Genomic DNA, 13,872 nt, shown 5'->3' with positions numbered 1-13,872 from the left:
GACCCGTTTTCCTATACAGGTTGCAGCGGCCCGCGCCAACAATCTTCCAAAGATTGATCGATTCAGTAAGGATTTTCCTATTTGGCCCAGGCGCACCTGAGGGCTAGTCAATCGCTAGCGGCAAGGCCCGTCTGGGCAGACAGGGCCCATGCGGCGCAGTTCACGATTCAGGCGGGTCAGGACCTTGGCGTCCGTTGTTATGGTGCAGCCGATATAGAAGAAAATGTCATCCTGCATGTCTGTAAGGTCTGTCAGAATCTCAAGCTGGCCCTCAAGCCCATATTGTGGAATCAGGAACTCAACCGTCGGGCCGGAAACCACGAGATAGTCGCCTGTGCCTTCAGCCAAGTCACGGAGCACGCGCGGGGTAGACCCCGAAGACACCAGCAAATCACGCCCTTCCAGAAGGGGATCCACAAATGGCCCATAGGAGGTTTCCACCTGCACCACACCCTTCAGGCGCGGGTCATCCAGCAAGCTTGCAAGGGAGGTGTGGCCGGAAATCCTGTCATCTGTTTTCCGCACCACGACGGCCATGCCATAGTCTTTGCCGATGGCTTCGGTAAACACCAGGAATTCGCGCCTCGCCGGCGTATCGAACAAGGCTGCCGCACAAACGTTTCCAGGCGCGCGCCTCAGCAGTGGCATCTGGTTTTCCCAGGGCATATAGCTCCAGTCCAATTGAACACCTGCGGCACCCGCTGCGGCTTCCAGGTGATCAGCAAGAAAGCCTTGCGCACCTTTTGACGATGCCGTGACATAGGGCGCCAGATCACTATAGAGAAGCGTCAGCTTGCCATCTTCTGCCACGGCAGAAGGGGCCTGCAACACAGTTACAAGCAGCACAAATGCTCTGGCAAACGACCCAAATATGCCCACAGATTCCCCAGTCACGTCATAGGTCCAGGCACGATCGCCCTGAACCACCCCGCAGGCAGTCTAGGCGCAGTCTCTTTCTAAAAGGTTTATAAATTAGGAAACTTTTGGCCGCCTTTTTGCTCAGGCGTTAACCGCAGGATCCTGCATCGGGAAGGTTAGCGTGATTTCTGTACCCACACCCTTTTCGGATTGGATATCGAAACCGCCACCAATCAGCGCCATGAAGCGCACCACAAGCGGCAGGCCAAGCCCCGTCCCTGCGTGCCTAGTGTGCACGCCGCCCCTTACCTGGCCAAACAGCTCAAGCGCCTTTTCAAGATGCTCTTCGGTCATGCCGACGCCGTTATCCTTCACGGTCACGGCATACCAGCGGCCATTCGGTTTGCCGGAAAGCTCGACCGCGCTGCCCTCCGGCGAGAATTTCACCGCATTTGACAGCACATTCAGCATCACCTGCCGTGCCACCCGCCTGTCTGTATAAACCGGGGTTTCCGGCACTTCACAGGTGACGGCGATATGCTTTTCCTGCGCCAGCGACTGGACAAGTTCGCAGCTGGATTCAACCAGCTCATGGATATCCAGCTTCTCAAGATGGATATCGAAATGACCAGCCTCCAGCTTCGACATATCCAATATGTCGTTGATAACAGACAAAAGGTGCGTACCGCTGTCGCGGATCAACTGGATATATTGCTTGTTCTTTTCACCTTCGATCTTGCCGAAGATCTCCATCTGCAACATTTCGGAAAAGCCAAGGATGGCATTCAGGGGCGTACGGATTTCGTGGCTGGTGGATGCCAGAAAATCTGACTTGGCCTTGTCCGCGGCTTCCACCTTTTCCACCACCACACGCACGCGCTTCAGGAAACTGCGGATGAAGAAGGCAATGATCACCAGCATCAGAAGGGTCGGCCACACCAGGGTCATCAGCATATCGCGGCCCGCACGCGTTACGTCCCACGACAGATACCCGGCGGGCGCCCCACCAGACACAGCTTCAAGGCTTATATATTCCTGCCCTTCCGGCGGTATGGTTTGAAACACAATACCAGCCAGGGAATATTCTCTCTCCATCTCGCTGATGATCGCGGGGGTGATCTCGGACACGAAAACAAGGGATGGACGGGGCTCATCAAAAAAGGCTGGTGTCACTGCCGATTCCAAGCCAAGCGCCGTGGTCACCATGCTGGCGCCATAAGCAAACAGCCGCCCATCAACCACCATATAACCGCTGACGCTCTCTGGCTCGTCAATGCCCGGCAGCTCCATCGACCGGATGGCATCCGCAAGCCCGGCATCCAACAGCGCAGGCGCGCCCGGAAGGCCTTCGGTCACCCGGCTATAAATCGCCGTGCCGTCGGGCCGCATAACCAGGACACCCACCACGAAACTATAGGTATAGGTAGTGTCTGCGATGGATTCCTTCACCCAGCGCTCGTCATAGTCCTGCACCACATTCTGGACCGCTGCGTCCCACCAGGCATTGTCTTCCGCCAGCAATTCAAGCCGGCGCAGATACTGCTGCATGATAGACTGGATTTTCTGGCGTTCCGCCGCGATGGAGGTTTTGTCCTGCTGGTACGCAAGGAAGCCGGCAAGCGCGAAATACCCCACCATGCACAAGAACATGGCGATAAAGATCGGCCGTACAAAACGCCGGACGTCCATGGGTGTTTCCCTTCTGCCCCCGGATGCAAGGATAACGCACAAGCCGCGCCATGGATATCAACGTTTAGGTTTGCATTACACAACCCATTGGGGTGCCCGTCCGAGCAGTAAGTGGCATTTTCAGATCTGCTGCAAAGATTCTTTCGTCCCTTGCGAAGCCTGGAATTCCACGATTTACAATCCTTTCGCGCCATCAGCACCCAAAACAACCTCCATAATTCGAAGGATTGTTGTTTTTAATATTGATTATTAATTGCATGTATGGGATAAGGTTCCCACAGGGGCGGACCCGGATGCCCCGTCCCTTTTGCGTCGGCCCTGACAGCGGCGCATTCCCTTGGCGGGCGGCCCCATGATTGGCCCTAACTTCTCCTGTGGCTGCCCGCCCCTAACTTTCCTGAATTTCCTTTTGGCCGAGCCAAAGAAAGCCGCCCCGAACCGGAGCGGCTTTCTTTTTTTGTCTTGTCGGTTTTCTGTCGGCCTAGCGGTCCACAATCACCAGGCCCGGCGCGTCATAATCCGGGTACAGCTTCCCCAGCGCCTTCTGGGTAAATTCGGCCGCAATGGGCCCTATCCGCGTGGTGGTTGCGGCCTTGCGATAGGCATAGTCCGGCCCTGTATAGCTGCGGCTGGCGGTATAGGCCGGTACAATGGATGCCCAGATATAATGCTGGGCCACCATGTTGCCATCTGCGTCCAGCACAGTCACATCGCCTGCTGCCTGGGTGTTCCGGCCCCGAAGCCCGGCAAGCGAGAAGGCCTCAATCTGCAGCTTCTTGATCTTCACCGTCACCGTACCGTCAAAATCCGGGTCGGCGGCCTTGATGCCGCGCTCCATCATCGCTTGAAACAGCGCCGGGACATTATAATCCTTGATGTCGGGGAACAGGCGTTCGTTGGCCCATTCTGTGCCCGCGAACAGGCTGGCGTTCAGGCGCGCATTCGGTGGCAGGCCACCACGGGTGCCCTCGGTACGGAATTCACGGAAGGCCTCTTCGCGCCTGCCGTCAATGGCGTTGATGCGGTCCATCTTGGACTGAAGCCGATCGGTGAAACTGACCTTCACGTCGGCCTGTGCTGCTGCCGCTGGCACCATCAATGCCGCACCCAATGCTGCCGCAAGTATCAGATATCTCATGCTAAACCCTTTCTTCTCAACCTCAGGTGCATCATAGGGTGCCGTCACTGAACCCCGCCTGAACGACAAAAGCCGCCCCCCTGTTGAGGGGACGGCTTCTGTTTTAACCTGCCATAGGCGCCTAATGGAAGCCCTTGACGATTTCTTCCACCATCTTCTTGGCGTCTGAGAACAGCATCATGGTGTTGTCGCGGAAGAACAGCTCGTTTTCCACGCCCGCATAACCGCTACCCATGGAGCGTTTGATGAACAGCACCGTGCCTGCCTTCTCAACGTCCAGGATCGGCATGCCGAAGATCGGGCTTTGTGGGTCTGTCTTGGCGGCCGGGTTGGTGACATCGTTTGCGCCAATCACGAAGGCCACGTCAGCCTGCGAGAATTCGCTGTTGATGTCTTCAAGCTCGAACACCTCGTCATACGGCACGTTTGCTTCCGCCAGCAGCACGTTCATATGCCCCGGCATCCGGCCCGCGACCGGGTGAATGGCGTATTTCACTTCAACACCCTCTTTCTTCAGCATGTCGCCCATTTCCTTCAGCGCATGCTGGGCCTGGGCTACCGCCATGCCGTACCCCGGCACGATAATCACCTTGGAGGCATTCTTCATGATGAAGGCGGCGTCGTCCGCGCTGCCCTGTTTGACAGGCCGCGTTTCAGCAGCCCCCACAGCAGCCGGGCCGCCGTCGCCACCGAAACCGCCCAGGATCACACTGATGAACGACCGGTTCATGCCTTTACACATGATGTAACTGAGGATCGCACCCGAGGAGCCCACCAGCGCGCCGGTCACGATCAGCGCCGTGTTCGCCAGCGTGAAGCCGATGCCCGCTGCCGCCCAGCCCGAGTAGCTGTTCAGCATGGAAACCACCACTGGCATATCCGCGCCACCGATCGGGATGATCAAGAGGAAGCCGATGATGAAGCTGAGGGCTGTCACGATCCAGAAGATGTGCACACCGGCGATCTCAAAGTTCTGGTCCACCACAAAGAGGGCGATACCGCCCACGATGCCAACAGCCAGCAGGATATTGATGACATGCCGCGCGGGCAGCATGATCGGCGCGCCGGACATATTGCCGTTCAGCTTGGCGAACGCGATCACGGAGCCCGAGAAGGTGATGGCACCAATGGCGATGCCGAGGCTCATCTCAATCTTCGAAGCCGTGTGGATATGGCCCATGGCGTCCGCGATCCCGAAGGATGTCGGGTGCAGGAAGGCGCTGGCCGCAACCAAGACGGCCGCAAGGCCCACAAGGCTGTGGAACGCCGCCACAAGCTGCGGCATCTGGGTCATGGCGATCTTGCGGGCAATCACGAAGCCAATGGCCCCGCCCACAACAATCGCACCAATGATCCAGTCATAGGAGACGATCTCCGGGTTCATCACCGTGGTGACCACCGCGATGATCATGCCGATGATACCGAAAATATTACCCTTGCGGCTGGTCTCAGGTGACGAGAGCCCGCGAAGGGAAAGAATGAAAAGAACAGCAGCCACCAGGTAGGCAACGGCTGTGAGGTCCGCATGCATTTGCGTCATATGCCCGGCCCCCTATTTCTTTTTCTTGTACATGGACAGCATGCGCGCCGTGACCGCGAAACCGCCGAAGATATTGACAGCAGCCAGCCCGATGGCGATCGCGCCCAAAATCTTGGACATGGACATGCCCTCAGGCCCCGCGGCAATCAGCGCACCCACGATGATCACGCTTGAGATGGCGTTGGTCACGCTCATGAGCGGCGTATGGAGCGCAGGTGTCACCGACCACACCACATAATAGCCAATGAAGATCGCCAGCAGGAAAACGGAGAATTGCTGGATAAACGGATTTACAATGATGTCATGCATCTTATTTCTCCCCCTTGAGGCGCTCGTTGACAACAGCGCCGTCTTTGGTGACGAGTGACTCGCGGATAACTTCATCCTCGAAGTCGAAGGCAAGTTCGCCTTCTTTCACCATGGGTGTAATGAAATGAACCAGGTTACGGGCATAAAGCGCGGAGGCATCCGCCGCCAGACGTGACGGCACATTCCTGTGCCCCACGATCTTGACGCCATGCACTTCCACCACCTCACCGGGCTTGGAAAGCTCGCAGTTGCCGCCCATCTCGACAGCCAGATCCACAATCACGCTGCCGGGCTTCATGCTTTTCACCATGTCTTCGGTGATCAGCTTCGGCGCTGGGCGTCCCGGGATCAGAGCTGTGGTGATGGCCATGTCCTGCTTGGCCAGCGTTTCGGCAATCAGTGCCGCCTGCTTGGCCTTATATTCGTCAGACATTTCCTTGGCGTAGCCGCCTGAGGTTTCAGCCGCTGCGGTTTCTTCGTCTTCCACCATCACGAACTTGCCGCCCAGGCTTTCAACCTGTTCCTTGGCGGCAGGGCGTACGTCTGTGGCGCTGACAATCGCACCAAGGCGCTTGGCCGTTGCGATGGCCTGAAGGCCTGCAACACCTGCACCCATCACCATGACGCGCGCAGGCGGCACAGTACCGGCTGCGGTCATCATCATGGGAAAGGCCCGGCCAAATTCAGCAGCGCCGTCCAGCACTGCCTTATAGCCCGCCAGGTTCGACTGGGAAGACAAGACATCCATCGACTGCGCCCGCGTGATCCGCGGCACGAACTCCATGGCGAAGGCCATCAGGCCCGCGCTGGCGTAGGCGTCGACCCGGTCGCGCTCAACGAAGGGGTTCAGCACCGCAAGCTGGGCCGCACCCTTTTTGGCGTGCTTGGCGTCCGCCGCTTCAAGCCCCTGCACGGAAAAGATGATATCGGCATCCTTCACCGCAGCTTTCAGGTCTTTGGCGATGGTCGCGCCAGCTTCCTCAAACTGTTTGTCTGGAATGGAGGCGCCATCCCCGGCGCCCGTTTCAATGATAACCTCGAACCCGAGGCCCATCAGTTTCTTGACTGTTTCGGGGCTGGCCGCAACGCGCTTCTCCGCGTCTCGCCGCTCCCGAAGGACCGCCAGTTTCATAAGCAGTTCTCCCTGAACTTTTTAAAGACAACAAAACAGGCACTTCAGCACTCAGGCCGTAAACACATGAAAAGCATCAGCGTCGTTGGGAACGAAAAGCACAGGGCTCGAAGGCCAAAAGCACAGTCGATGCAGAAGCATCGGCGAGCAATTTGGCCACAGAAACCTGCCTTTTCGGCCCAACCCTATGGGCCAGCGAGAGCCTGACGCCAGACTGCGTCGAAGCCTCTTCAAATAGCCCACTATTTCTCATCACCTTCTCCTAGCTGGCGTCAGGCTCTCGTCCGGCGCCGCTTGATGCTGTTCATGTGTTTACGGCCCCAACTTATTATTCTGGTTTGCCCCTATGAGCTGCCAGAGCCTTGAAACGGAAGGGTAGCGCAATTGCGCATCTGAGCAACATTATTTCTTCTTTTCCAGTAGGTCGCTAAAATTTTATGTTTACCACTTTGTTAACAAGTGTCCTGAAATGATACAGTTTGATTCGGCGGCAGGGGCATAAAGTGGCAAGCGAACGCGTTCTCATTGTTGAAGATGAAATCACCCAGATCACACTCTTGGAAGGCATTGTGACGCGCGCAGATTTCACGGCCGAAAAATGCATGAGCGGCCAGGAAGCCATCGACCGGCTGATGAACCGCGCCGCCCCCAAAATTGATGTTGTGCTCCTCGACCTTGTCATGCCCGGCATGGACGGCATTGAGGTCCTGAATGCCATCCGCCCCAAATTCCCGGCACTGCCCGTTGTGATGCTGACAGCCCACAGTTCCATCACCACCGTGGTAGATGCCATGCGCGCGGGCGCCAACGATTTTATCGTCAAGCCCGCCAGCGCCGAACGCATCCGCACCGCTATCGAGGCGGCACTGAAGACCAGCTCGCTGGTGGGCGAGATTGGCCCCATGCGTGACCAGATGGCCGGCCACGCCACTGGTGTCGGCTTCCAGTCCCTTGTCGGGACATCCGAAAGCATGCAGCGCGCGACGGATCTGGCGAAGAAGGCCGCCAAAGCCATTATCCCCGTCCTGATTGAGGGCGAAAGCGGTGTGGGCAAGGAAGTCTTTGCCAACGCCATCCATGACGCCAGCGACCGCTCTGGCACGCCCTTCGTGGCCGTCAACTGTGGCGCCATCCCGGAAAATCTGGTGGAAAGCATCCTGTTCGGCCACGAGAAGGGCGCCTTCACCGGCGCGACCGAGAAACGCATCGGTAAATTTCAGGAGGCCGATGGCGGCACCCTGTTTCTGGATGAAGTGGGCGAGCTGCCACTGGATGTGCAGGTGAAACTGTTGCGCGCCATTCAGGAAAAGGAGATCGATCCGGTCGGTGGACGGCAGTCCATCAAGGTTGATATCAGGATTATTTCGGCAACGAATCGAAACCTGGCGGAACGTGTCGCCGCGGGTGCCTTCCGAGAAGACCTGTTTTACCGGCTGAATGTTTATCCCATTCACTTGCCGCCCCTTCGTGAACGCAAAACCGACATCCCGGCCCTGACAGAACACTTCCTTGACCAGATCGCCGCCATGGAAGACATGGCGCGCAAGCAGGTATCGATGGACGCCCTCAGGCTTCTCGAGAACTACGACTGGCCTGGCAACATCCGGCAGCTGCAAAACGCCCTGTTCCGGGCCGTGATCCTGTCGGACGGCGACATGCTGACGCCCTCAGACTTCCCGCACCTGCAGCCTGTGGCTGGCACCCTGCCTGCTCAGCCAACGGTTCACGCAGCCCCCCCTGCCGCCATACAAACGCCATCAGGCGACAGCATGCTGTTGGCGCTCGATGGCAGCGACGGCCACATCAGGCAGTTTAACGAACTGGAAGCCGACATCATCCGCAAGGCGCTGGAACGATACGACGGCAAGATGGCGGAAGTTGCACGAAGGCTTGGCATTGGCCGGTCAACGCTGTATCGAAAAGTAGCGGAATATGGTCTCGACACTTAAGTAAAGGGCGCACGCGCTGATGATTGGCGTTTTTGATTCTGGCTCCGGCGGGCTTACCATCCTGGAAGCATTGCACGAAGCCATGCCGGAACAGGATTTCCTGTATCTGGGTGACCATGCCAACGCGCCCTATGGCCACCGGTCAAACGAACAGATCGTGGATATGACGCGCCAGTGCGTTGAAACCCTGTTCGGCGCGGGATGCGACCTGGTGGTTCTGGCCTGCAACACAGCCGCCGCCATCGCCCTCAGGACCCTGCAGCAGGACTGGCTGCCGAAAGCCTACCCGAACAAACGTGTCCTTGGCGTGCTTGTACCCATGGTCGAGGCCCTCACCGGCGTACCCTGGAGCCAGGAGCACCCGAACGGCGGCAAGCCCAAGGACCGGTCTATCCTGCTGTTTGCCACAAGGAAGACGGTGGAAAGCGGCTCATACCTTGATGAAGTGAACAAACGCGCGCCGCACGTAACCCTGGTGCAGAAAGCCTGCCCCGGCCTTGTAGACGCCATTGAAGGCGGTGCGGGCGACGCGCCCATGCGCGGCCTGATCGACGGATTTGTGGGTGAAGTGCTGGCGGATGTGCCCGCGCCCGACGCCGCGGTTCTGGGCTGCACCCACTTCCCGCTGGTGCGGGACTATTTCCGCAGGGCGCTACCGGCCACAACCGAACTTCTGTCCCAACCGGAAATCGTTGCAAAATCGCTCAAGGATTATCTGGCGCGGCATGCGGAATTTCAAGAAAGTGGTACTGGCCATATCCGGCTGTTGACCACCGGGCGCCCTGAAGATGTCACCATGGCCGATGCCTACCTGCCTGAAAAGCTCAGGCACTTTGAAGATCACACCCGCGCTTGACCAGCCGCGCCTTCGGCCCTTTCGGCTGACGGCTCGGGCACACCGAACCCGATATCAAGATATTTCTGGTCATTGACCGTGAGCAGCTCGACATTCTCGGGCTGGCCAAAGCGAAGTTCTGTCTTAACCGCCCCCTGCATGGCGAAAGTACCCATGGTCAGGGTTATGTCTCCATCCCTGTTCCGAAACGGTAACAGCAGAATGTCATAGGAATGGACAATGCCATAATGGGTCTTCACCGTCCGCTGGGTCCAGCCACCGCAAGGATGTTTCATGATGGTGCCATAGAAAGCCTCCATCACGTCACCGTGCGCGTCATCCCACAAATCATATAGGTTATGGCCCGTGTAGCTGGCCTGCAGAAATTCGTCTACGGCGCTGCCAACAATACGGGGCACAGCCTTGCGCGGAGCCGAATGCTCGATCAACACCATCTTGGGCAAAATTGTCTTGATCTCAATGGGATTGAATTTCCTGCGGTATGGGATGCCGCCTTCATCCGCCATCAGCAGGCGGTAGTAAGCCATCAAGGTTTGATGGACCGGAGAAAGCTCACTCAAATTCATAACCCGACCACACGTTGAAATTTCCCCAGCAACCGAAAGATGGCAAGGGCCACGCGCTGTGTCTAGCCTTTTCTTTACCGCCCGGGCGAGGGCGATACCCTATTTTTCTGCAGTATCGCCGCGACTTCTGCCGTGCTGACCTGACCGAAGTTACAGTAATGGGCCCCTACCGCACGGAAATACTCTGGCGTTTCCAAGCATATGACATCGTCCACCAGACGGCGCATGTCAATTATGGTCTCTGGCGGCGCCACCGGAACAGCCAGGCAGATCCGCTTCGCGCCGCCAGCCCGGATCGCTGTGATTGCAGCTTTGGCCGTGGCACCTGTGGCAATTCCGTCATCCACCAGGATCACTGGTCGGCCATGCAGGTCCACGGGGCCATCACCCGCCCCCATCTCAGCGCGCCGACCCGCCATAGCGGCCAGCATATCGGCAGCCGTGGTTTCCAGATAGGCTTCTGAAACATCGAAAAAAGTAATGATCTCGCGGTTTCTTACCATATGGGGCGGGTTGCCTTCCGCGATGGCGGCGGCCGCCAGCTCGGGCTGGCCGGGCGCGCCAATCTTTCGCACCTGCAGGATATCGAGCGGTGCCTCAAGGGCTTTTGCAACTTCCACCGCAACCGGCACACCGCCGCGCGGCAGTGCAATCACAAGGGCGTCTTGGCCCGCAAACGCTTGCAGGCGCTCAGCCAACTGCCTACCAGCTTCTGTCCGGTCATTGAACATGGGCTATTTTACCGCGACAGGCCGCCGCGTTCAAACGCTTGCGGGTACCCCGAAACCAATGTCGATATATTCTTCCTTGGTGATGGCAACCGTCTGGACGTCCCGCGGTTTGCCGAAGTGATCCATCAAGGGGTCTGTTTTCATCACCGATACAATGCCGATCAAGCGATCAACCTTGCCTTCTGCCCCCACAAGCGGAAACAGGGTCGTCTGATAGCCCTTGAGCAGCCCGCTGTCGCTTGCCAGCGTGCGTTCCACATAGCCGCCGCAGGGCGTATCCGTGATATTGGAATAATAGGCATCCAGCCTTACGGCGATCTCTTCCGGCAGGAAATCAAACAGGTTAATGCCGGTGAAGCTGGCGTGCAGCACTTCGTCTATCGCGCTGCCAATCACTGTCGGTATCATCTGCCTAGGTCCCGAGCGTTCCCCCATCACCACCCAAGGCAGCATGGTTTTCATGTCACTGGGGCGAACATCTGACCGTTTCGGCACCTGTCCCCCAGCCTCTGCCATCAGGCCACGATAATAGGTCAGGAAATCTTGGTGGAACGGAGGAATAGACACGGAACTGAAACCCGCCTTTCAAACTGGCCCCCAATAGAGTTTCAGATTGCCTTTCATTTCAGGCCTTGTCTATGTAGTTTTTCCTAAGGACCAACAACACAGGGCGATTGGAATGCAGCTGGAAGCCTATCTGAAGCGCATCGGCTTTACCGGAACACCCGGCGTTACCCTTGAGACGCTGCGTGCCGTCCACCGCCTGCATAGCGACACCCTCGCCTACGAAAATCTCGATGTCCAGGCGGGCACGCCCACAGGGATTGAGGTGAAAGATGCCTATGACAAGATTGTGGGCGGGCGCCGCGGCGGCTGGTGCTATGAAATGAATGGCCTCATGGGCTGGGCGCTGGGTGAAATCGGCTTTTCCGTGAAACGCGTGGCAGCCGGTGTCCGGCGTGCCGAAATGGGAGACCAGATGGTCGGCAACCATCTGGCGCTTCTCGTGGACCTTGAAGGTGAGCGCTATCTGGCCGACGTGGGCTTCGGGGACGGCATGGTGGAACCAACGGTGCTAAAGGAAGGCACGTTCCAACAGCGTCACTGGCGGTTCAGGCTTGAGAAGATCGATCAACGCTGGTGGCGGCTGCACAATCACCCGGATGGCGCAGCTGCCTCTTTTGATTTCACGGAAGAAGAGGCAGACCCGCACTTGCTGGCCGAAAAATGCCGCTATCTGCAAAGTGCGCCAGAGTCGGTCTTTGTACAAAACGCCGTATGCCAGCGCCACTTCCCTGACAGACTGGAAGTCTTGCGTGGGCGTGTCCTCAAGACCATTCGCGCAGGTGGCAGCAGTAAACGCATGATCGATAGCCTGGATGAGTATCGCACCATCCTTGAAACCACATTCGGCCTTGAGATCAGGGACCTTGGCCCCATCTGGCAAAAGGTGATGGCAAGGCATGCTGAACTGGTCGCCGCCACGCCAGCCGAATAGCGTACCCCCAAAACAAAAGGCGCTGAAACCAGCGCCCTTTTCTATATTTTGGTCAATGTCGGCTACGGCCATCTTGGCCTATTCGTCGTCGGCGTCGCCCGGTGCAGCTGGGGCGGCCTCAGGCATCTGCCCGCCTTCGATGGCGTGCAGGTAAACGTCCAGAAGTGCTTCCTGCTCCTGCCGGTCGGCCTGATCCATCTTGCGGATCGCGATCACCTTGCGCATCACCTTGGTGTCGAACCCAACAGCCTTGGCGCCTGCGTAAACTTCCTTGATGTCTTCCGCGATGCCTTTTTTCTCTTCTTCCAGACGTTCGATACGCTCAATGAAAGACCGCAATTGTTCGCCTGCTACTCCGCCAGCCTGTACCATGTGGCTCAACTCCCTGAATGTTGTTCTGGCCCGTTTTCCGGGGCCTTGGATTCGGCGCGCACTTTAGCCTTAGCCGTGCTGCCGTTCAATCGTGTTTCTACGCGTGGCTGCGTTTTAGTCTTTCGCCTTCGCCAGCTTGTTTTTGGCAACGCTGATTTCCATGCGGCGCAGCTGCTCGTCCGTCGCCGGTGTCTGATATTTTTCTTTATAGTCAGCGTAGGGCATGCCGTAGATGCGTTCCTGCGCTTCTTCCTTGGAAACCTCCACACCCAGCTCGCCCGCTTCTTCAGCGTACCATTTATACAGGCAGTTGCGGCAGAAGCCGCTGTAGCCCATCAGGTCGATGTTCTGCACATCTGTGCGCTCCTGGAAATGCTGGATCAGGCGGCGAAATACAGCGGCTTCAATCTCGGTGGTTTTCTCGTCTGTCATGGTTGTTCTCCTTACGGATAGAATTGTCGTGTTGTCAGGTCTTCCCGGCCCATGCATTCGTCCAGAAGGTCCGCCATCAGCGCCGCCCATTCGTCCACCATGCTTGGTTTTTCCAACAGATCCTGCCGGATCTCGATGGTGGTTTGCGGCAGGCCGTGGTCTGCACCGTGACGCTGCATAGTATAATAGAGATGCTGTCCGGAATAAGGCTGGTTATCGCCCACCACCAGATCAGTCTCCCGCTCCATCAGGCCGATCATGGCCTGTGCGAGGCGCGGGTCCTTGTTCCACAGGAAGCCCGCATGCCAGGGCCGCTTCTCGCCGTTCATCTCAGGCGTGAAGCTGTGCATGCCCGCGATCAACGGCACAATGCCGGCATCCAGGTGCGCCTCAACAAGCTGTGCGCAGGCGTCATGGAACGGCGTATAATAGTCCCGCTTGCGGGCCTCAACAGCACTTGGCGTCACGTCCTGGTTCGCCGGCACTATAATACCGTCGCTGACACGCGGCACCAACGTCTCGCTGTCGGGCTCGCGGTTGCAGTCAATCAGCAGGCGCGAAACAGGTGCCAGCACAGCGGCCCCGCCCATCAGCTCGCACATCTTTCGGGTCACTGCAGCAGCGCCCAAATCATAAGCCACATGCTGGCTGAATACCTCGTTTTCCAGCCCCAGGTTGTCGAAACCTTCGGGTACATGATTGCTGGCATGGTCACACAGAATGATAAGGCCTGTCCGGGCCTCGGGGTTCAGGATTTCTGGCTGGACAGGGAAAGCAGTCATGAGATACACCAACGTTCGCA

15 protein-coding genes are annotated in these 13,872 nt (G+C 57.7%); 3 read left to right on the top strand and 12 right to left on the bottom strand.

Features of this window, described 5'->3' with window-relative positions; all coding sequences use genetic code 11:
- Positions 1–114: 114 nt before the first annotated feature.
- The 6 genes from B3Z17_RS10650 to B3Z17_RS10625 all read right to left on the bottom strand — a co-directional run bounded on the left by B3Z17_RS10650 (position 115) and on the right by B3Z17_RS10625 (position 6,666).
- The gene (locus B3Z17_RS10650) at positions 115–894 is read right to left on the bottom strand and encodes a substrate-binding periplasmic protein (protein WP_286829782.1); all 780 of its coding nucleotides are present in this window, start codon (positions 892–894) and stop codon (positions 115–117) included.
- Between the two features lie 105 nt (positions 895–999).
- The gene (locus B3Z17_RS10645) at positions 1,000–2,547 is read right to left on the bottom strand and encodes an ATP-binding protein (RefSeq protein ID WP_286829781.1); all 1,548 of its coding nucleotides are present in this window, start codon (positions 2,545–2,547) and stop codon (positions 1,000–1,002) included.
- 481 nt (positions 2,548–3,028) lie between these two features.
- Entirely contained in the window at positions 3,029–3,685 is a 657-nt protein-coding gene (locus tag B3Z17_RS10640; RefSeq protein WP_286829780.1) for a hypothetical protein, read from the bottom strand.
- A gap of 121 nt (positions 3,686–3,806) precedes the next feature.
- A complete protein-coding gene (locus tag B3Z17_RS10635; protein WP_286829779.1) occupies positions 3,807–5,225 on the bottom strand; it encodes an NAD(P)(+) transhydrogenase (Re/Si-specific) subunit beta in 1,419 nt (472 codons plus the stop codon).
- Positions 5,226–5,237: 12 nt separating this feature from the next.
- Positions 5,238–5,534, bottom strand: a complete 297-nt coding sequence (locus B3Z17_RS10630) for an NAD(P) transhydrogenase subunit alpha (RefSeq protein ID WP_068304188.1) — start codon at positions 5,532–5,534, stop codon at positions 5,238–5,240.
- Position 5,535: 1 nt separating this feature from the next.
- On the bottom strand, positions 5,536–6,666 hold the full coding sequence (locus B3Z17_RS10625; RefSeq protein ID WP_286829778.1) for a Re/Si-specific NAD(P)(+) transhydrogenase subunit alpha: 1,131 nt from the start codon (positions 6,664–6,666) through the stop codon (positions 5,536–5,538).
- 503 nt (positions 6,667–7,169) lie between these two features.
- Here B3Z17_RS10625 and B3Z17_RS10620 point away from each other — a divergent pair.
- Both B3Z17_RS10620 and B3Z17_RS10615 read left to right on the top strand, forming a co-directional pair.
- Positions 7,170–8,615 carry a sigma-54-dependent transcriptional regulator gene (locus B3Z17_RS10620; RefSeq protein WP_286829777.1) on the top strand — a complete coding sequence of 482 codons (1,446 nt, stop codon included), beginning with the start codon at positions 7,170–7,172 and terminating at the stop codon, positions 8,613–8,615.
- 19 nt (positions 8,616–8,634) lie between these two features.
- Positions 8,635–9,471 (top strand): glutamate racemase, encoded by an 837-nt coding sequence (locus B3Z17_RS10615; RefSeq protein ID WP_286829776.1) that lies wholly within the window; start codon positions 8,635–8,637, stop codon positions 9,469–9,471.
- Here B3Z17_RS10615 and B3Z17_RS10610 read toward each other — a convergent pair.
- From B3Z17_RS10610 to B3Z17_RS10600, 3 genes are all read right to left on the bottom strand, one after another.
- Positions 9,456–10,031, bottom strand: a complete 576-nt coding sequence (locus B3Z17_RS10610) for a PAS domain-containing protein (protein WP_160328600.1) — start codon at positions 10,029–10,031, stop codon at positions 9,456–9,458. The genes B3Z17_RS10615 and B3Z17_RS10610 overlap by 16 nt on opposite strands.
- A gap of 80 nt (positions 10,032–10,111) precedes the next feature.
- Entirely contained in the window at positions 10,112–10,768 is a 657-nt protein-coding gene (locus B3Z17_RS10605) for a phosphoribosyltransferase (protein WP_286829775.1), read from the bottom strand.
- A 30-nt stretch (positions 10,769–10,798) separates the two neighbouring features.
- Entirely contained in the window at positions 10,799–11,335 is a 537-nt protein-coding gene (locus tag B3Z17_RS10600) for a PAS domain-containing protein (RefSeq protein ID WP_286829774.1), read from the bottom strand.
- 112 nt (positions 11,336–11,447) lie between these two features.
- Here B3Z17_RS10600 and B3Z17_RS10595 point away from each other — a divergent pair, with 112 nt between their 5' ends.
- Entirely contained in the window at positions 11,448–12,266 is an 819-nt protein-coding gene (locus tag B3Z17_RS10595; protein WP_286829773.1) for an arylamine N-acetyltransferase family protein, read from the top strand.
- Between the two features lie 78 nt (positions 12,267–12,344).
- Here B3Z17_RS10595 and B3Z17_RS10590 read toward each other — a convergent pair whose 3' ends face one another.
- The 3 genes from B3Z17_RS10590 to B3Z17_RS10580 form a co-directional block, all read right to left on the bottom strand.
- Entirely contained in the window at positions 12,345–12,638 is a 294-nt protein-coding gene (locus tag B3Z17_RS10590) for a DUF2312 domain-containing protein (RefSeq protein WP_068304204.1), read from the bottom strand.
- A 114-nt stretch (positions 12,639–12,752) separates the two neighbouring features.
- Complete coding sequence (locus tag B3Z17_RS10585; protein ID WP_068304206.1) at positions 12,753–13,070, bottom strand: DUF1244 domain-containing protein; 318 nt, start codon at positions 13,068–13,070, stop codon at positions 12,753–12,755.
- An 11-nt stretch (positions 13,071–13,081) separates the two neighbouring features.
- The gene (locus B3Z17_RS10580) at positions 13,082–13,852 is read right to left on the bottom strand and encodes an N-formylglutamate amidohydrolase (RefSeq protein ID WP_286829772.1); all 771 of its coding nucleotides are present in this window, start codon (positions 13,850–13,852) and stop codon (positions 13,082–13,084) included.
- Between the last annotated feature and the right edge of the window lie 20 nt (positions 13,853–13,872).

It is taken from the genome of Kordiimonas sp. UBA4487, assembly GCF_002389025.1.
Lineage (GTDB): Bacteria > Pseudomonadota > Alphaproteobacteria > Sphingomonadales > Kordiimonadaceae > Kordiimonas > Kordiimonas lacus.
The sequence above is the reverse complement of the archived record's forward strand: the minus strand, read 5'-3'. Positions and strand labels throughout refer to the sequence as shown.